Origin of the sequence: Bradyrhizobium sp. CCBAU 53338, from assembly GCF_015291665.1 — a bacterium.
Taxonomy (GTDB): Bacteria; Pseudomonadota; Alphaproteobacteria; order Rhizobiales; family Xanthobacteraceae; genus Bradyrhizobium.
On the sequence record NZ_CP030048.1, the window covers coordinates 6,513,625 to 6,532,499 of the forward strand.

At 65.4% G+C, this 18,875-nt stretch carries 12 protein-coding genes; 8 read left to right on the forward strand and 4 right to left on the reverse strand.

The window, feature by feature from the left end; translation table 11 throughout:
- The first annotated feature begins 14 nt into the window (after positions 1 to 14).
- Positions 15 to 992: a tripartite tricarboxylate transporter substrate binding protein gene (locus tag XH90_RS30585; protein WP_194477967.1), complete on the forward strand. Its 978-nt coding sequence runs from the start codon at positions 15 to 17 to the stop codon at positions 990 to 992.
- A gap of 44 nt (positions 993 to 1,036) precedes the next feature.
- On the opposite strand, the gene XH90_RS30590 is transcribed toward XH90_RS30585, so the two are convergent.
- Positions 1,037 to 1,927 (reverse strand): LysR substrate-binding domain-containing protein, encoded by an 891-nt coding sequence (locus XH90_RS30590; RefSeq protein ID WP_194477968.1) that lies wholly within the window; start codon positions 1,925 to 1,927, stop codon positions 1,037 to 1,039.
- 94 nt (positions 1,928 to 2,021) lie between these two features.
- Between XH90_RS30590 and XH90_RS30595 the strand changes: the two genes are divergently transcribed.
- A complete protein-coding gene (locus XH90_RS30595) occupies positions 2,022 to 2,774 on the forward strand; it encodes a sulfite exporter TauE/SafE family protein (protein WP_194477969.1) in 753 nt (250 codons plus the stop codon).
- A gap of 6 nt (positions 2,775 to 2,780) precedes the next feature.
- On the opposite strand, the gene XH90_RS30600 is transcribed toward XH90_RS30595, so the two are convergent.
- Positions 2,781 to 3,413, reverse strand: a complete 633-nt coding sequence (locus tag XH90_RS30600; protein WP_194477970.1) for a LysE family translocator — start codon at positions 3,411 to 3,413, stop codon at positions 2,781 to 2,783.
- Positions 3,414 to 3,636: 223 nt separating this feature from the next.
- Here XH90_RS30600 and XH90_RS30605 point away from each other — a divergent pair, with 223 nt between their 5' ends.
- Together XH90_RS30605 and XH90_RS30610 are read left to right on the forward strand one after the other, a co-directional pair.
- A complete protein-coding gene (locus tag XH90_RS30605) occupies positions 3,637 to 5,433 on the forward strand; it encodes an adenylate/guanylate cyclase domain-containing protein (RefSeq protein ID WP_194477971.1) in 1,797 nt (598 codons plus the stop codon).
- A gap of 210 nt (positions 5,434 to 5,643) precedes the next feature.
- Positions 5,644 to 8,445, forward strand: a complete 2,802-nt coding sequence (locus XH90_RS30610; protein ID WP_194477972.1) for a di-heme-cytochrome C peroxidase — start codon at positions 5,644 to 5,646, stop codon at positions 8,443 to 8,445.
- A gap of 145 nt (positions 8,446 to 8,590) precedes the next feature.
- Here XH90_RS30610 and XH90_RS30615 read toward each other — a convergent pair whose 3' ends face one another.
- Entirely contained in the window at positions 8,591 to 9,538 is a 948-nt protein-coding gene (locus XH90_RS30615; RefSeq protein WP_194477973.1) for an alpha/beta fold hydrolase, read from the reverse strand.
- 232 nt (positions 9,539 to 9,770) lie between these two features.
- Between XH90_RS30615 and XH90_RS30620 the strand changes: the two genes are divergently transcribed.
- Both XH90_RS30620 and XH90_RS30625 read left to right on the forward strand, forming a co-directional pair.
- The gene (locus tag XH90_RS30620) at positions 9,771 to 10,232 is read left to right on the forward strand and encodes an Hsp20 family protein (RefSeq protein ID WP_194477974.1); all 462 of its coding nucleotides are present in this window, start codon (positions 9,771 to 9,773) and stop codon (positions 10,230 to 10,232) included.
- Positions 10,233 to 10,391: 159 nt separating this feature from the next.
- Entirely contained in the window at positions 10,392 to 11,162 is a 771-nt protein-coding gene (locus tag XH90_RS30625) for an alpha/beta fold hydrolase (RefSeq protein WP_194477975.1), read from the forward strand.
- A gap of 61 nt (positions 11,163 to 11,223) precedes the next feature.
- On the opposite strand, the gene XH90_RS30630 is transcribed toward XH90_RS30625, so the two are convergent.
- Positions 11,224 to 11,982, reverse strand: coding sequence for a hypothetical protein (locus XH90_RS30630; RefSeq protein ID WP_194477976.1), 759 nt, complete (start codon positions 11,980 to 11,982; stop codon positions 11,224 to 11,226).
- 491 nt (positions 11,983 to 12,473) lie between these two features.
- Here XH90_RS30630 and gltB point away from each other — a divergent pair, with 491 nt between their 5' ends.
- Positions 12,474 to 17,207 carry a glutamate synthase large subunit gene (gene gltB / locus XH90_RS30635; RefSeq protein ID WP_194477977.1) on the forward strand — a complete coding sequence of 1,578 codons (4,734 nt, stop codon included), beginning with the start codon at positions 12,474 to 12,476 and terminating at the stop codon, positions 17,205 to 17,207.
- 142 nt (positions 17,208 to 17,349) lie between these two features.
- Positions 17,350 to 18,801 (forward strand): glutamate synthase subunit beta, encoded by a 1,452-nt coding sequence (locus tag XH90_RS30640; RefSeq protein ID WP_194477978.1) that lies wholly within the window; start codon positions 17,350 to 17,352, stop codon positions 18,799 to 18,801.
- The last annotated feature ends 74 nt before the right edge of the window (positions 18,802 to 18,875 follow it).

Below are 18,875 nucleotides of genomic sequence, written 5' to 3' on the forward strand. Positions count from 1 at the left end.
AGCGGGAGGCTTGCATGACCATCTCACGCAGGCCGCTCGTTCGATTGTTCTTTGGATTGCTCCTGCTGCTGCCATCACTGGCGGCGGCCGAGAATTTTCCCGCCAAACCGATCAAACTGATCGTGCCGTTCCCGGCCGGCGGGCCCAATGACATCATCGCGCGCGTGATCGGCCAGCGCATGTCGGAACTATCGGGCCAGCCGGTGCTGATCGACAATCGCGGCGGCCAGGGCGGCGTGCTCGGCACCGACGCGGTCGCCAAGGCCGCGCCCGACGGCTACACCATCGCCATCTCCTCGGCCGGCGCGCTCGCGATCAGCCCGAGCATGGAGAAGGTCGCCTACGATACGCTCAATGATTTGACGCCGGTGACGCTGGTGGCGACCGTGCCGGAAATGCTGGTCGTGGCCGCCAACGTGCCGGCCAAGGACATCGGCGAGTTGATTGCGCTCGCCAAGGCGCAGCCGGGAAAGCTCAACTTCGCCTCCTCCGGTCCCGGCAGCCTGCCCCATCTCGCCGGCGAACTCTTCAAGCTGACGGCCAAGATCGACATCGTGCACGTGCCCTATCGGGGTGCCGCGCCTGCGGTGAACGATCTCTTGGGCCAGCAGGTGCAGATGACGTTCCTCGATCTCCCGGTGCTGCTGCCGCAGGTCAAGGCCGGTGCGCTCAAGCCGATCGCAGTCGGCTCGGCCGAACGTGCCCCGACAGCACCCGACGTGCCCACAACGAAGGAAGCCGGCTTTCCCGATCTGCGCATCGAGAACTGGTACGGCATGGTCGCGCCCAAGGACACACCGAAGGAGATCGTCGCCGCGCTGCACGATCTCGCGACCAAAGCCATGGCGGATCCCGCGGTGAAGGACAAGCTCGCGCAACAGGGCGCAACACTCGTCGGCGACGAGCCCGAGCATTTTCGCAGCTTCATCGCGGATGAGACGAAGAAGTGGGCGAAGGTGATCAGGGACGCCGGGGTGGAAACGGCTAAGTAGGAGCGCCGTTGAGTGCGCGGCTGCAGTGCCGGCTCACATCAGCATCACACCGCCTCTGCCCGCAGATGCTCCACCAGCATCTTGGCCGGGCGCGGCAGCGCCTTGAAGCTGCGCGCGCAGATCACGAGTCTCCGATTGGCGAAGGCGTCGCGCAGGCGGACGATGGCGAGCGGCATCAGCTTGGCGCAGCGACGGGCGGCGGATTCCGGCACCAGGGCAACGCCGACGTCGGCGGCGACCATCTGGCAGATCGCGTCGAAATCGCGCAGGCGCGCGCGGAAATGCGGGCGCATGCCGAGCCGCGCGGCGTGCTTTGAAATATGCATCTGAAGCGCGGTGGCGCTGGTCAGGCCGACGAACTCGCAGGCGCCAGCCTCCTGGAAGTCGATCTGGCGGCGGCCGGCGAACGGGCCTCGTTTGGACGTCACCAGCGTCAGGCGGTCCTCGCTGAACACGAAACGCTCGATATGGTCGGGCAATGCGTGCTCGGCGGCAAAGCCGAGATCGGCAGCGCCCGCCGTGATCGCGGCCGCGATGTCGGTGCTCTCGCGCTCCTCGATGTCGATGGCGACGTCGCGATGTTCGCGCAGGAAACCGGCGAGCGCCTTCGGCAGATGCTCCGACAGGCCCGAGGTGTTGGCGAGGAAGTGCACGCTGGCACGCACGCCGCTGGCAAAGCCTGCGAGATCGCCGCGCATGGCATCGACCTGGTGGATGACGAGCCGCGCGTGGTCGAGCAGGCTCTCGCCGGCCGCGGTCAGTTCGACACCGCGCCGCCCGCGCTTGAGCAGCGCGACGCCAAGCGCCTGCTCGAGACCCTTGATGCGCGCGCTGGCCGATGCCAGCGCCAGATGCGAGCGCTCGGCGCCGCGGGTGATGCTGCGCTGGTCGGCAACCGCGATGAAGAGCTGGAGATCGACGAGATCGAAGCGCACGGATGTCTCCTCCGATTTTGCCTTCGCCGTTGGCGAAGGCTGTCTCCGTAACCTCCAGATTGTGCCCGCGCGCGGCTTCGGTCAATGTACTGACATGATCGACCCGCTTCTCATTCTCATCGCCGCGGTCTTCCTGGTCGCCGGTTTCGTCAAGGGCGTCGTCGGGCTCGGCCTGCCGACCGTGTCCATGGGGCTGCTCGCGGTGAACATGGCACCCAGCCGCGCGATCGCCATCGTGATCGTGCCCGCCATCGTCACCAACATCTGGCAGACCTTTGCCGGTCCCTATTTGCGCGACATCCTGAGGCGGCTGTGGCCGCTGATGATCGGCACCGTGATCGGATGTTGGCTCAATGCGGGCGCGCTGACCGGCCCGCATGCGCGCTACGGCACGATCGTTCTCGGCATCCTGCTGGTGATCTACGCAATCATCGGCCTCAGCAAGTTCAAGTTCCACGTCGCCCCTCGGAACGAGAAATGGGCCGGCGGCGTGGTCGGCGTGATCACCGGCGTGATCTCGGCCTCGACGGGCGTGCAGGTGATCCCCTCGATGCCGTTCATGCAGGCGATCGGGATGGAGAAGGACGAATTGGTGCAGGCGCTCGGCGTGTTCTTCACGACGGCGACGCTGGCGCTCGCCTTCAGCCTCACCGCCGGTGGATTGCTGACGCCGGCCAATGCCGTGCCGGGCGCGGTCGGCATGGCCATGGCCTTCGCCGGCATGTTCATCGGTCAGTCGGTGCGGGCGCGGATGCCGGCAGAGGCGTTCCGCCGCTGGTTCCTGGTCGCGATGATCGTGCTCGGCGTGTATCTGGCCGGCAGCGCGCTTCTGAAGGAATTCGCGTAGCCGAAGTTACCGCGTTTCCAGCATGGCGACGCGGATGCCGAGATAGATGAAGAGGCCGCCGAGCGCGCGGTTGACCCAGGCGATCACGCCCTCGGACTGCCGCAGCCGGAGCGCGGCCTTGGCCGCGAACGCTGCCAGCACCAGGCACCACATTGTTCCCGTGCAGATGAAGATCAGGCCAAGCGTCAGGAAGGCGAGTGGCTTGTGCGGCGCGTCGGCTGCGACGAATTGAGGCAGGAAGGCCAGGAAGAACAGCGCGACCTTGGGATTGAGCGCGTTGGTGAAGACGCCCTGGAGGAAAACCCGCTGCAGCGAGTTCCGCTCCGCCTCGTCATTGAGGGCCATCAGCGCCGGCCGCGACCACAGCATCTGAAGCCCGGTCAGCACCAGATAGGCCGCGCCGACCAGCTTCAGGATCGAGAACGCGGTGGACGAGGCCATCAGAAGCGCCGAAAGGCCGATCGCCGCGCCCGCGACGTGGAAAAAGCAGCCGCAGCTGATGCCGAAGGCCGCCGCCGCTCCGCCGCGCCAGCCCATCTGCATGCTGCGGCCGATCACATAGACCGTATCGGGGCCCGGCGTGATGTTGAGCAGCACGCCCGACAGGACGAAAAGCCAGATTTCGTGAATGCCCAGCATGACAGGCTCCCGCCGCCCGGCCGGGCGGTTTCAAGGGGAATGGCCTTAGTCGGTTCGCGCCTGGCCGTCCACCGCCGGGAATGCCCGGGATTTGCATCAAATTTGCAATGCGGATCATACTTTCGTTCGGCCTCATGTGCTCTATAAAGGCAGAGTTTTGAAATGCGGGATTCGCGGCGACTGCCACAGGGTGGCCGTCCCCGTCCCCTGGAGCTCCGAGAATATGGAAAGACGTCTGGCCGCCATTGTCTGCGCCGATGTCGCCGGCTATTCGCGGATGATGGGCACTGACGAGGCCGGCACCCATGCCGTCTTCAAGGCCCATCGCAGCGCGATTCACCCCATCATCCTCAATCACGGCGGCCGCGTCGTCAAAAACACCGGCGACGGCTTCCTGCTCGAGTTTGCTTCCATCGTCGGCGCCACCGAGGCTGCGATCGCGATGCAGCTGCTGATGGTGGAGCGCAACCACCATCTGCCGGCCGACCGCGCCATGCAGTTCCGGCTCGGTATTCACATGGGTGACGTCATCGCCGACGAGGACGAGGTGTTCGGCGACGACGTCAACATCGCCGTCCGCCTCGAATCGGTGGCGAGCCCCGGGGGCTTCGCGATCTCGGCCAAGGCCTATCGCGAGGCGAGCAAGCATCTCACCGTGCCGTTGGTCGACGGCGGCAACCACCGCTTCAAGAACATCAGGGATCCGATCGGGGTCTGGACCTGGACGCCCGAGGGCGCGACCGCGCTCGCGCCCGAGCTGAAGGAAGCATCGGCGCTGTCGCAGCCGTACCGCACCGCCATCGTCGGCGTGCTGCCGTTCGCCAATCTCAGCGATGCCCAGGACGAATACTTCTCCGACGGCCTGACCGAGGATCTGATCCACGCGCTGTCGCTGCAATCGTTCTACCGCGTGCTGAGCCGCAACTCGACCTTCGCCTTCAAGGGCAAGACGGTCAGCACCCGCGTGATCGCGCGCGAGATCGACGCCACCTATCTGATCCAGGGCTCGGTGCGGCGCGCCGGCGCCAAGATCCGCGTCACCGCCGAGCTGATCGCGCCGGAGACCGGCGAGCAGCTCTGGACCGGGCGTTACGACCGCGACATCGGCGACCTCTTCGCGATGCAGGACGAGATCACGACCAATCTGTCCGCGGCAATCGCCACCGAGATCGTCCGGGCCGAAGCCTCCGCGCCCGCGCGCCCGACCAACGACGTGACGGCCTGGGACCGTTTCCTGAAGGGCCTGTCGCATTATTACCGGCAGACCAAGGAAGACCTGGGCACAGCCGTCGGCCTGTTCCGGGAGGCGATCGCACTCGATCCCAAGCTGTCGATCGCGCATGCCTATCTCGCCACGATCCAGATCCAGAGCATCCAGTTCGGCTGGGTCAAGGGCACGCGCGAGATGTGGGCTGAAGCAATGCAGCTGGCCGAAACCAGCGTCCGGCTCGACCCGCGCTCCTCGTTCGCGTTCTCGATCCTGTCCTGGGCGCATGCGATGGAAGGCCATGACGAGGCGGCGATGGATGCGGCCAAGCGCGCGGTCGCGCTCAACCCCTACGACATGGGCGCACGCGGCGTGCTCGGCATCTGCCATTTCGTCATCGGCGAGCACAAGCAGGCGATCGAGCTGTTCTCGATGGCCGCCCAGCGCGACAACAGCGACCCGCGCTATCAATGGGCCGCGCTGAACGCCTTCAGCCACTATCTCGTCCGTCAATACGACGCGACCCTGTCCTGGGCGCGAGAGCAGCTCTACGTCAACCCGAACCACATGCAGGCGCTGGCGATCCGCGCCGCGGCGCTGGCGCAATTGGGCCGGACCGACGAGGCGACCGAGGCAACGGGCGTGCTGATGAGCAATTACCCCACCCTGAATGTCGACCGCCATTTGCGGAATTTTCACTGGAAGCGGCCCGAGGACATTGCGCATTACCGTGACGGGCTCCTGAAAGCCGGCGTGCCGGCCAGCAAGCTCACGCTGGTCCAGAGCGACCTCAGACGCGCCGCCGAATCCTGACCGCATCGTCCCGGAGCAATATCCTGAGATCGCTTTGCGCGGGCGCTGCGGTCTCGCCGCGGCGTTATTGACAGCAGGATGAATTCAGCCACACTCCGCCACACCCTGAAGTAGTATAGCTACGCCGCCTCCGCTGTCTGTTTGTTAGGACTTTCCGCGCTGTATCAGCGCGGCCGCTTTTCGCGATTCGTTTGTTTCAGGACATTGCCGATGGATGACTCTCGCAAGACGCCGTTCGATCCCTCAATCGCAGTCTCGCCGAACAATCCCTGCCCCTTCCTGCGCGGCCTCGTCGGCGAAGGCTTCGTCGACGGCGGGACCGTTCGACTCCGGACGCTGTCGCAGACCATCGCGAATGCAAGCGGCGAGACCGGGCTGAAGAAGATTTCGGCCCGCATCCAGGTTCGTGGCGTCGCGCTAATCGCCAACGGCGCCTGCCATATCCTGCAAAGCATCTTCTGGGGCGCACAGCTCAACGGCTTGCGCGGCGGCCCGCTCGACAAGCTCGGGGCCGGCTCGCGCATCCTCGGCGTCGACGGCAAGGTCGACGAGGACGAGATCGCGCGGCTCGCTGGTTTCGGCGCCACCTATGCCGATCCGGATGGCGGCACCGAGGTCGGGCTCAACGCCTCGCAGATCCGGACCTTCATGAACGACAATCTCAAGCGCGCCGGCAATCAATCGCGCTGGTACTACCCGCTCCTGATGAAATTCGAATGGCCGGTGCTGCTCAAGATCATGGGCAAGGGTCAGGGTGATGATCGCTATCTCAGCGTGGCCGAGGTGAGGACATTGTTCAACGAGCGCAAATTCCCCGACCGGATCACCCAGCGGATGGTCAGCCAGCCGGTGACCCCGCCTTCGCTGATCCTGCGCGCGGCCGGCGGGCTTGTCGCGGCGCTGCTCGTCTTCGGTATCGTGGCGCTGCGCTTTCCCGATCAGTTCCAGCCGATGCTGCCCGGCATCCTCGGCGACCTCGTCGCGCCGCCACTACCCAAGCTGGTCGAACCCCGCGCTGCGTACTGGCTCGAGCAGAACTGGGCGCTGGAAGACCGGCACTGGTTTCATCACGCCAGCCAGGGCACCGCGACCTTCCCGGTACCCTATAGCTGGTTCATGGCGCTGGAGCAGCCGCGGCTGCATTTCTTCGCCAAGCCCGGGATGCTGCATGACAGTGACCATCTGCAGCGCTTCGGCTTCATCCCGAGCCCGCAGACGATCAACACGGACGAGGCCACGCTGCGCCGCTTTGGCTATGCCAACGTCTATGACAAGACGAAGCCGGTGCCGGCGCGGCTTTGGGATCCGCCGGTCAACTGGGGAGCGCAAGCTGAAAACGTCGGCGGCCTGCCCGTCGGTTTCGCGCGCATGACCGGCGTGCCCGATCCTGCGACCGGCAAGGTCGGCGAGGACCGGATCGGCCTCACCTGCGCCGCCTGTCACACCGGCCAGATCCACTACAAGGGCATCGACATCCGCTTCGACGGCGGCCCGGCGATGACGGACCTTCGAAAGCTCGAGGTCACGACGGGGCTGTCGATCGCCTATACGCTCTACGTGCCGGGTCGCTTCAAGCGCTTCGCCGACCGTGTGCTCGGGCCGTCCGCCGGCGATGCGGATCGCGATGCGCTGAAGCAGAAGCTGAGTGCGATCGGCACGTTCCTGAAAGACTGGGAAACGACCTACGACAAGACCATCGCGGGCAAGACACGATACAATGAGAAGACCAAGCGTGACGAGCAGCAGACGGACACCGAGGAGGGCTATGGCCGCCTCGACGCGCTCAACCGCATCGGCAACCAGGTCTTCTCACAGGACATGACGCTCAGCGGCCTCAGCGGCTTCGAGAAGAATCTGCATGCCAAGGACGCGCCAGTCAGCTTCCCGCCGATCTGGACCGTGCCCTGGCTCAAATACGCGCAATACGACGCCTCGATCGAGCAACCGCTGATCCGCAACGCCGGCGAGGCACTGGGCGTCACCGCCCTGCTCAACCTGTCGGACAGTACACCCAAGGATGCGCTGTTCCGCTCGTCGATGGACATCAAGAATCTGAACTGGATCGAGGATCTGCTGAAAGGATCGGCGCCCTATCCGAAAAAGCAGCTCTCGGGACTGACATCGCCGAAATGGCCGTCGGACATCATCGGCGATGCCGCGTGGAAGATCGATGGCGAGCGGGTCAAACGCGGCCGCAAGCTCTATTCGGAGATCTGCGTCGAATGCCATCTCGGTCCGGTCAACGATCCCGTGTTCGACGCCGAATTTCCTGACAAGAGCATCTGGTCCTCGGACCGCTGGCAGACCATCGGCGGCGACAAATTCCTGAACGAGGTCCAGAAAAGCGCCAGAGGCATGGGGACCGATCCCGCCCAGGCCAGTGTGCTGGCGACGCGCACGGTTCAGGTGCCGGGCTTTCTCAAGCTCGATCCTTCGCAGAAACTCAATGCCTGGTGGAACTGCAAACTGCCCGACGTGTCCTCGACCGACATGCCGTACTCGCTCGGCCTGATGGTGCTCGTCGACATCGTCAGCCGCAAGGCGATGGACGATGCCAAGATCAAGCCGGAGGAGCAGCAGGCCTGGTGGGGCAAGCGCCCGAACTGCCCGAATCCCGGACCGCAGCCGCCCGACGAGCCGGAGCGAGGCCCCTGGTATCGCGCGCGCCCGCTCAACGGCGTCTGGGCCACCGCGCCGTACCTGCACAACGGATCGGTGCCGTCGCTCTACTGGATGCTGAGTCCGGCGGCCGAACGCCCCAAATCGTTCTGCATGGGCGGTGACCGCGACTACGATCCGAAGCAGGTCGGCTTTGCGGTCTCCGACGGCGAGAGTTGCAAGACGGGGCAGTCGCGCTTCTCGACGCGAGCGTCTGACGGCACCGAACTCTACGGCAACAGCAATCTCGGCCATTCGTTCGAGGGCAAGGGGCCGCACAAGGACGGTGTCGTCGGCCGCGAACTCAAAGAACAAGAGCGCTACGATCTGATCGAATATTTGAAGACGTTGTAGCTCCTCGTCGTCATGGCCGGGCCAGACACCTGTCCCGGCCATCCACGTTCTTGTCGCACCGAGCCACAGTCCGTGGATGCCCGGAACACGCCCGGCATGGCGGAGTCGTGGAACGATCGGTGGCGCAGGATGCGTCCGAGCCTTCTCACCCGAACAACGGCGTGCCCGGCACGAACGCGTCGAAGGCGGCCCAGAACTGGGAGCGGTAGCGGTCCTGCTCCTGGAGGATCTCGTGCTTGGAGCCGGCGATCACCAGGTGAGAGCCCGCGCGCAGATGGTAGGCGAACTCCTCGATCGCGGCCGTCGACACCACGGTGTCGTTGGAGGCCGCCAGCATCAGGATCGGCTGGCGGATCTCGGAGGGGTAGTGCATGCCCTTGAAGGTCTGCATGGCGCGGAAGGCGGTATCGGCCCAGGCCACCGTTGGTGAGGCAAGGCCCAGCGTCGGGTCTTCCTCCAGGATCGCGACATTGCGCGCGTAGCGCACGGGATCGCTGGTCAGCGGATTGTTGATGAAGGGCGACAGCCCGGTGAGTTGATCGCTGCCGCCGGGAACGTAAGCACCGCCCCGCCCCAGCATCCGCATCGTCTTCAGCAGCGCCCGCACCGGAAACGAGGTGGAGCGACCGGGCAGGTCGATCATCGGCGCCGACAGCACCATACGGTCGAACCAGCGCTTGCCCGCATGAGCGAGCCGCAACAGCACCGCGCCGCCCATGGAGTGAGCCAGCGCGAAGTACGGCGGCGGACAATCCGGCAGCACCACCTGCTGCACGAAAGCTTCGACGTCGATCTCGTAGTCGGAAAAGCTGCGCACGTAGCCCTTGCGCGGATCGCGCAGGCGGCGCGCGGAATGGCCCTGCCCGCGCCAGTCGATCATCGCCACCGCAAAGCCGCGGTCGCGCAAATCGCGCACGGTCTCGAAATATTTCTCGATCTGCTCGCTGCGCCCGGTGAAGACGCAGACCGTGCCCTTGCGGTTCGCCGGCGGCGCCCAGCGCGCGAAGCGCAGCTCGACGCCATCAGGCGTCTTGATGGTGCCGCTGACGACGTCTTCGGGAACGGGGTTGGACGGAATCGAGACCAGCGTCATGATCGGGAGTGCTTGGGCGCCACGTGCTGTAATCAGTGCCGCAAATCAGGGGCGGGAGCGCCGAAAAGGCGCTGTTGCCGCCCTCTTGAACGCCGTCTGGACCCACCCATATCATCTCAGTGCAGGCCGCTACCAGTGTTTCGGAACCGGAACATCAGGCTGCACACAGACTAAAGCCCGGCCCGATTGGCGGGCGGGTTGCCAAAACAGTCGCTCAATGGAGGACTTGACCATGCGTTCCTACGATCTCACCCCGTTCTATCGCTCCACCGTCGGCTTCGACCGCCTCTTCAACCTGCTCGACCAGGCAGGCTCTGACGGCAGCCCCGGTTATCCCCCCTACAACATCGAGCGCACCGGCGAGAATGCCTACCGCATCACCGTTGCGGTGTCGGGCTTTGCCAAGGATGAGCTCTCAATCGTCGCGAAGGAAAACACGCTGACGATCAAGGGCGAGAAAGTCGCCAACGAGAACTCGAAAGCCGAAGTGCTCTATCGCGGCATCGCTGCCCGCGCCTTCGAGCGCGCCTTCCAGCTTGCCGACTTCGTGCAGGTGAAGGACGCTTCGCTCGAGAACGGCCTGCTCCACGTCGACCTCGTGCGCGAGATTCCCGAAGCCAAGAAGCCGCGCCAGATCGCGATCAACACCGGCGCTGCGAAGGCGCAGGTGATCGAGAGTTCGGTCGCCGCTTAAGCGCGTCCACAGCCATCAAGTTGCGAAAACGCCCCGGTGCCCCCGGGGCGTTTTTTTCGTTTTCGTTTTGCACCGCATCACAGAGCGGTGAGGCGCGTAACGCCTCAGCCTCACGCTCCGTCCTTTGGACATCGCACCAAAACAAGACGGAGAACGATCATGACTTTCTGGCGCAGCCTTTTCGTCGCCGCGAGCCTGCTGGTGGCCCCTGTCAGCCTTGCCCATGCGCAGGCCCCGCAGACATTGAAGGCCAAGAATGTCGTGCTGGTGCACGGTGCCTGGGCCGATGGCTCGAGTTGGTCGGAGGTGATCCCGATCCTCCAGGCTGCCGGCCTGAACGTCACTGCCGTGCAGAATCCGCTCGGCTCGCTCGCCGAGTCGGTCGAGGCGACCAAGCGCGTGCTGGCCGAGCAGGATGGTCTGACCGTGCTGGTCGCACATTCCTGGGGCGGCACCGTGATCAGCCAGGTCGGCACTGATCCGAAGGTCACCGGCCTCGTCTACATCGCAGCGCGCGCCCCCGATGCCAACGAGGATTTCGTCGCGCTGTCGAAGCAGTTTCCCACGGGACCGGCGCGCGCCGGCATCGTCGAGCGCGACGGCTTCACCAAGCTTTCCAAGGACGCCTTCCTGAAATATTTCGCCAACGGCGTCGCACCTGATCGCGCCAAGGAGCTCTACGCCGTGCAATGGCCGACCGCCGCCTCGATCTTCGCGGGCCGCACCACGGAGGCCGCCTGGCACACGAAGCCGAGCTGGTACGCGGTGTCGAAGAACGACGGCACCATCAATCCCGATCTCGAACGCTTCCTCGCCAAGCGCATGAGCGCGACCACGATCGAGCTCGACGCCGGCCACCTCTCCCTGGTGTCGCATCCGAAGGAGGTCGCGAATTTGATCCTGGAGGCCGCGGGATATCCGCGCAGCTGAGGCTAAGCGACAGTGAGGCAAATGCGCCCGAGGTCTTCGGGCGCTTTTTGTTTGCGCTGGCCTAATCCAACCCCTGCGCCGGCGGCATCTCCTGCGTCGGCAAAATGGTGGGAGCCGGCTTGGCCTGGCCGACGGTCGGAGCTGCGGCCTGCGGCGCGGCCTCGGCCGGCTTTGCCTGCACAGCGGCGGTCTGCTGCTCGGGCTGGGTCTGCGGTGTCGGTTGCTCGGCAGCCTTCGGATCCGCGAGCGGCCTCTCGGCCCGCCGCGGAGCGGCCTTGGGCAGGGGGACGGTGCGGCTGGCGACATGCGGGATCGACGCCGGCGGGCGCGGCGGGCCGCCGCGAACCATGGTCGGCGGCGGCAGCGCGCTTTGCGGCCGGTAAGGCGTAACCGACGGCTCCTCATAGGCGGGGGCCATGCCGTAGGCGTCCGCGGCCGGCATGAAGCGGATGATCCGGCCGTCTCGGGCGTCGATCACGAGGCGGCCGTCGTCGCCGCGGCGATCGATCACAGCGATGGTGTAGACGGCGCCGCGCAGGCGCGGGATGCCGAGCGGCGAGAAGCCGTTGTCGCGCAGCACGGCATAGACCTCGGTGGCCGGCAGCAGCGCCGGCGCCGGGCCGCGCTCCTCATATCCGTAGCCATAGCCGTAACGCGGCGGCGGTGGCGGCGCGGCCTCCGGGGGCATGTAAGGTCCGTCGAAATCCGACACCGCGAGATAGGCCCCGCCCGAGACGCCGCTCGCTGGAACCTGCGCCTCGGCAGCGCCTGCCACCAGCGCCAGCGCGGCGGCGGCCATACATCCTGTGAAAAACTTCATGGTCGACACGCTCCTGTCAGGCCCCGAATGACCAGCGCTCTTTCGCTTCTTGCGGCGTGACGCGCCTTTCGAAGGGGGCATCCGAAGCTTCATCCGGGATTTCGGCGTCGCTTGGGCCGGATCGGGGCGCGTTTGCTTCAAAACCGGGGCCGCGCAACTTTCGGAAAGCGTTTGATTGACTTGTCGGGAATCGGGACTTCCGCACGCTTGTGTGGTAGACAAAAATTTGGCAAGGTGATGGTTAGGACAGGAAGACTGTCTCAATTTTGCTTGCGGTTCCGGCATAGGGATTGCAACGAAAATCGGTGCTTCCGAGCACCATAAGGCAAGCAGGCAAAGCCGTTCTCGGGGACGAAGAACGCCTTGGCCTGAATTTAAGAAAATGCGGCTCGCAGCGGACGAGCGGTGACCCAGAGGCGGGTGCCGCGGAACGCCCAAGGTGCGCCGAAGATGGCGGTGAGGCAGCTTGCCGCATGGAGAGGATTGGAACAATGAACGGGTCGCAATTCGAGCGCGGAAACATCGTGGCAGAAGAGCTGTCGGCGACGGTCGCCTCGAAAACGGCCGATCCGATTCAGGAACACAATTCGCGCCCGCCGGCCGAAGGTCTCTACGATCCGAGCCTGGAGAAGGATTCCTGCGGCGTCGGCTTCATCGCCAACATCAAGGGCAAGAAGTCGCACGAGATCGTCTCGGACGCGCTGAGCATCCTCTGCAACCTCGAGCACCGCGGCGCGGTCGGCGCCGACCCGCGCGCCGGTGACGGCGCCGGCATTCTGGTGCAGATTCCGCATGCCTTCTTCAGCCGCAAGGCCAAGGAGAACAAGTTCGAGCTGCCGGCGCCCGGCGAATACGCCATCGGCGCGCTGTTCATGCCGCGCGACACCGCCTGGCGCAACGTCATCAAGAGCATCATCGCCGACCAGATCAAGGCGGAAGGCCTGACCCTGCTCGGCTGGCGCGACGTGCCGACCGACAATTCCTCGCTCGGCGTCACCGTGAAGCCGACCGAGCCCGCTTGCATGCAGGTGTTCATCGGCCGCAACGGCGTCGCCAAGACCGAGGACGAGTTCGAGCGCCGGCTCTACATCCTGCGCAAGTCGATCTCGCAGGCGATCTACCAGCGCCGCGACCGCGGCCTTGCGGGCTATTACCCCTGCTCGATGTCCTGCCGCACCGTGATCTACAAGGGCATGTTCCTCGCCGACCAGCTCGGCAAGTACTATCCCGATTTGCACGAGAAGGATTTCGAGAGCGCGCTCGCGCTCGTTCACCAGCGCTTCTCGACCAACACCTTCCCGGCGTGGTCGCTGGCGCATCCCTATCGCATGATCGCGCATAACGGCGAGATCAACACGCTGCGCGGCAACACCAACTGGATGGCGGCACGTCAGGCGTCGGTGAGCTCGGAGCTCTACGGCAAGGACATCAACCGGCTCTGGCCCATCTCGTATGAAGGCCAGTCGGACACAGCCTGCTTCGACAACGCGCTCGAGTTCCTGGTGCAGGGCGGCTACTCGCTGCCGCACGCCGTCATGATGATGATTCCCGAGGCGTGGGCCGGCAATCCGCTGATGGATGAGAAGCGCCGCGCCTTCTATGAATATCACGCCGCGCTGATGGAGCCGTGGGACGGCCCCGCCGCGATCGCCTTCACCGACGGCCGCCAGATCGGCGCGACGCTCGACCGCAACGGTTTGCGGCCGGCGCGCTATCTCGTGACCAAGGACGACCGCATCGTGATGGCGTCCGAAATGGGCGTGCTCACGATCCCCGAGGACCAGATCATCACCAAGTGGCGCTTGCAGCCCGGCAAGATGCTGCTGGTCGACCTCGAGCAGGGCCGCCTGATCCCCGACGACGAGATCAAGGCCGAACTCGCCAGGAGCCATCCCTACAAGGAGTGGCTGGAGCGGACTCAGATCGTGCTGGAAGACCTGCCGAAGGTGCCGACGACGGGCGTGCGCTCCAACCTGTCGCTGCTCGATCGCCAGCAGGCGTTCGGCTACAGCCAGGAAGACATCGCGATCCTGATGACGCCGATGGCGGCCACCGGCGAGGAAGCCGCGGGCTCGATGGGCAACGACACGCCGATCTCGGCGCTGTCGGACAAGGCCAAGCCCCTGTTCACCTACTTCAAGCAGAATTTCGCGCAGGTCACCAATCCGCCGATCGATCCGATCCGCGAGGAGCTGGTGATGAGCCTCGTCTCCATCATCGGACCGCGGCCGAACCTGTTCGACCTGCAGGGCCTCGCCACCACCAAGCGCCTGGAGGCGCGCCAGCCGATCCTGACCGACGCCGATCTCGAAAAGATCCGCTCGATCTCCGATGTCGCCGAATCGCACTTCAAGTCACGCACGCTGGACACCACCTTCCACGCCGGTCTCGGCGCGGCGGGCATGGACCAGGTGCTGGACGAGCTCTGCGCGCGCGCCGAGAGCGCGGTGCGCGAGGGCGTCAACATCATCATCCTGTCCGACCGCATGGTCGGCACCGACCGGGTTCCGATCCCGTCGCTGCTGGCCTGCGCCTCCGTGCATCATCATTTGATCCGCACCGGCCTGCGCACCTCGGTCGGCCTCGTCGTCGAGTCCGGCGAGCCGCGCGAAGTACATCACTTCGCGTGCCTTGCGGGCTACGGCGCAGAAGCGATCAATCCGTACCTGGCGTTCGAAACCATCGTCGCGATGAAGGACCGCCTGCCCGGCTCGCTCGACGACTACGAGATCGTCAAGCGCTACATCAAGTCGATCGGCAAGGGCCTGCTCAAGGTGATGTCCAAGATGGGCATCTCGACCTACCAGTCCTATTGCGGCGCGCAGATCTTCGACGCGGTCGGCCTCAAGGCTGACTTCGTCGCCAAGTTCTTCGCCGGCACGCATACCCGCGTCGAGGGCGTCGGTCTTGCCGAGATCGCGGAAGAGGCCGTGCGCCGTCACGCCGACGCGTTCGGCGAGGCGCTGGTCTACAAGACCGCACTCGACGTCGGCGGCGAATACGCCTACCGCAGCCGCGGCGAGGACCATGCCTGGACCGCCGAGTCGGTTGGCCTGCTCCAGCACGCCGCCCGTGGCAATTCGCTGGAACGCTATCGCGCCTTCGCGAAGATCCTCAACGAGCAGTCGGAGCGGCTGCTGACGCTGCGCGGCCTGTTCCGGATCAAGAACGCGGAGGAAGAGAAGCGCAAGCCGATTCCGCTCGAGCAGGTCGAGCCGGCCAAGGACATCGTCAAGCGTTTCGCCACCGGCGCGATGAGCTTCGGCTCGATCTCGCGCGAGGCGCACACGACATTGGCGATCGCCATGAACCGGATCGGCGGCAAGTCGAACACCGGTGAAGGCGGCGAGGAAGCCGACCGCTTCAAGCCGATGCCGAATGGGGATTCCATGCGTTCGGCGATCAAGCAGGTCGCCTCGGGCCGCTTCGGCGTCACCACGGAGTATCTCGTCAACTCCGACATGATGCAGATCAAGATGGCGCAGGGTGCCAAGCCCGGCGAAGGCGGCCAGCTGCCCGGCCACAAGGTCGACGCGACCATCGCCAAGGTGCGTCACTCGACGCCGGGCGTCGGCCTGATCTCACCGCCGCCGCACCACGACATCTACTCGATCGAGGACCTGGCGCAGCTCATCTACGACCTCAAGAACGTCAACCCGACCGGTGACGTTTCGGTCAAGCTCGTCTCTGAGATCGGCGTCGGCACGGTGGCCGCGGGCGTCGCCAAGGCGCGTGCCGACCATGTCACCATCGCGGGCTTCGAGGGCGGCACCGGCGCTTCGCCGCTGACCTCGATCAAGCACGCCGGCTCGCCGTGGGAGATCGGCCTCGCCGAAACCCACCAGACGCTGGTGCGCGAGCGGCTGCGCAGCCGCATCGTGGTCCAGGTCGACGGCGGCTTCCGCACCGGCCGTGACGTCGTGATCGGCGCGCTGCTCGGTGCCGACGAGTTCGGCTTTGCCACCGCCCCCTTGATTGCGGCCGGCTGCATCATGATGCGCAAGTGCCATCTCAACACCTGCCCGGTCGGCGTCGCGACGCAGGACCCCGTCCTGCGCAAGCGCTTCACCGGCCAGCCCGAGCACGTGATCAACTACTTCTTCTTCGTCGCCGAGGAAGTCCGCGAGATCATGGCCTCGCTCGGCTTCCGCACCTTCAACGAGATGGTGGGCCAGGTTCAGCTGCTCGACCAGAGCAGGCTGGTGGCGCACTGGAAGGCCAAGGGCCTCGACTTCTCGAAGCTGTTCGTCAAGCAGAAGGAAGAGAAGGGCCAGAAGATCTATCACTCCGAGCGCCAGAACCATCATCTGGAGGCGGTGCTCGACCGCTCGCTGATCGAGAAGGCCACGCCTGCGCTCGACCGCGGTGCGCCGGTGAAGATCGAGGCTGCGATCAACAGCACCAACCGCTCCGCGGGTGCGATGCTGTCGGGCGCGGTCGCCAAGATCTACGGCCACGCCGGCCTGCCGCATGACACCATCCATGTCAGCCTCAAGGGTACGGCCGGCCAGGCGTTCGGCGCGTGGCTCGCCCACGGCGTCACCTTCGAGCTCGAAGGTGAAGGCAACGACTATGTCGGCAAGGGCCTCTCGGGCGGCAAGATCATCGTCAAGCCGCCGGCCAACAGCGCCATCGTGCCGGAAGAGAGCATCATCATCGGCAACACCGTGATGTACGGTGCGATCGAGGGCGAGTGCTACTTCCGCGGCGTCGCCGGCGAGCGTTTTGCCGTGCGCAACTCGGGCGCGGTCGCCGTCGTCGAAGGCGCCGGCGATCATTGCTGCGAATACATGACCGGCGGCATCGTGGTCGTGCTCGGCAAGACCGGGCGCAACTTCGCGGCCGGCATGTCAGGCGGCATCGCCTATGTGCTCGACGAGACCGGCGACTTCGACAAGCTGTGCAACATGGCAATGGTCGAGCTCGAGCCGGTGCTGTCGGAAGAGCTGATCAACGCCGGCACCTATCACCACTCCGGTGACCTCGAGGCGCACGGCCGGGTCGACGTGTTCAAGAACCTGCTCGACTCCGACGTCGAGCGGCTGCACGTGCTGATCTCGCGCCACGCCAAGGCGACCGGCTCCAAGCGCGCCGCCGACATCCTTGCGAATTGGAAGGACTGGCTGCCCAAATTCCGCAAGGTGATGCCGGTCGAGTACCGGCGCGCGCTGCGCGAAATGGTCGCCAACGCGGACGCCGAGCCGAAAATCGCGATCGGAGCGTAATTCTCACAACGCGTCATTCCGGGGCGCGCGAAGCGCGAACCCGGAATCTCGCAAAGATAACCTCCAGGTTCCGGGTCTGCGCGCGGTGCGCGCATCCCGGAACGACGGAAAAGAAACCTAAGCGGCAGGGACTTCGGATTTAATGGGCAAGATCACGGGTTTTCTCGAAATCGAACGGCACGACCGCAAGTACACCCCGGTTGCCGAGCGCGTGAAGCATTATAACGAGTTCGTCGTTCCCTTGACCGAGAAGGAAACGCGCGACCAGGCCGCGCGCTGCATGAACTGCGGCATTCCCTATTGCCACGGCACCGGCTCGGTCGCGCCCGGCACGCCCGGCTGCCCGGTCAACAACCAGATTCCTGATTTCAACGACCTCGTCTATCAGGGCAATTGGGAAGAAGCCTCGCGCAACCTGCACTCGACCAACAACTTCCCTGAGTTCACCGGCCGCATCTGCCCGGCGCCGTGCGAGGCGTCCTGCACGCTCAACATCGACGACAACCCCGTCACCATCAAGACGATCGAATGCGCGATCGTCGATCGCGCCTGGGACAATGGCTGGCTGAAGCCCGAGATCGCCGCCGTGAAGACCGGCAAGAAGGTGGCCGTGATCGGCTCAGGTCCGGCCGGCATGGCCTGCGCGCAGCAGCTCGCGCGCGCCGGCCACGACGTGCACCTGTTCGAGAAGTACGCCAAGGCCGGCGGGCTCCTTCGCTACGGCATCCCCGACTTCAAGATGGAGAAGGGCGTCATCGACCGCCGCGTCAAGCAGATGGAAGGCGAAGGCGTCACCTTCCACTACAACAGCCATGTCGGCACCGAGGGCAACGTCGATCCGCGCGAGATGCTCAATCAGTACGACGCGATCGCACTGACCGGCGGCGCGGAAGCCCCGCGCGACCTGCCGATCCCCGGCCGCGAGTTCGACGGCATCCATTATGCAATGGACTTCCTGCCGCAGCAGAACCGCCGCGTCTCCAGCGAGCCGCTCGGCGGCGTCACCGATATCCTCGCCGGCGGCAAGCATGTCGTCGTCATCGGCGGCGGCGACACCGGCTCCGACTGCATCGGCACCTCGCTGCGCCAAGGTGCGCTCAGCGTGACCCAACTCGAGATCATGCCCGCTCCGCCCGAGCGCGAGAACAAGGGCCTGACCTGGCCGAACTGGCCGCTGAAGATGCGCACTTCCTCCAGCCAGGCCGAAGGCGCGGTCCGCGAATTCGCCGTGCTGACCCAGAAGTTTTCGGGCGAGAACGGCAAGATCAAGAAGCTGCACTGCGTGCACGTCGACGACAAGTTCAAGCCGATCGAAGGCACCGAGTTCGAGCTCGACGCCGAGCTTGTCCTGCTCGCGATGGGCTTCGTCCATCCGGTGCACGAGGGCCTCTTGAAGCAGCTCGCGGTCGACCTCGACCCGCGCGGCAACGTCAAGGCCAACACGCTGGACTACCAGACCTCGCGCCCGAACGTGTTCTCAGCCGGCGACATGCGCCGCGGCCAGTCGCTGGTGGTCTGGGCCATCCGCGAAGGCCGGCTCTGTGCAAGGTCGATCGACACGTTCCTGATGGGAAAGACGGATCTGCCGCGGTAGGTCCGCGGCTAGCCGGTCATTCCGGGGCGCGCCACCTGGCGCGAACCCGGAATCCATCGGGCCTCAGGGTTCGT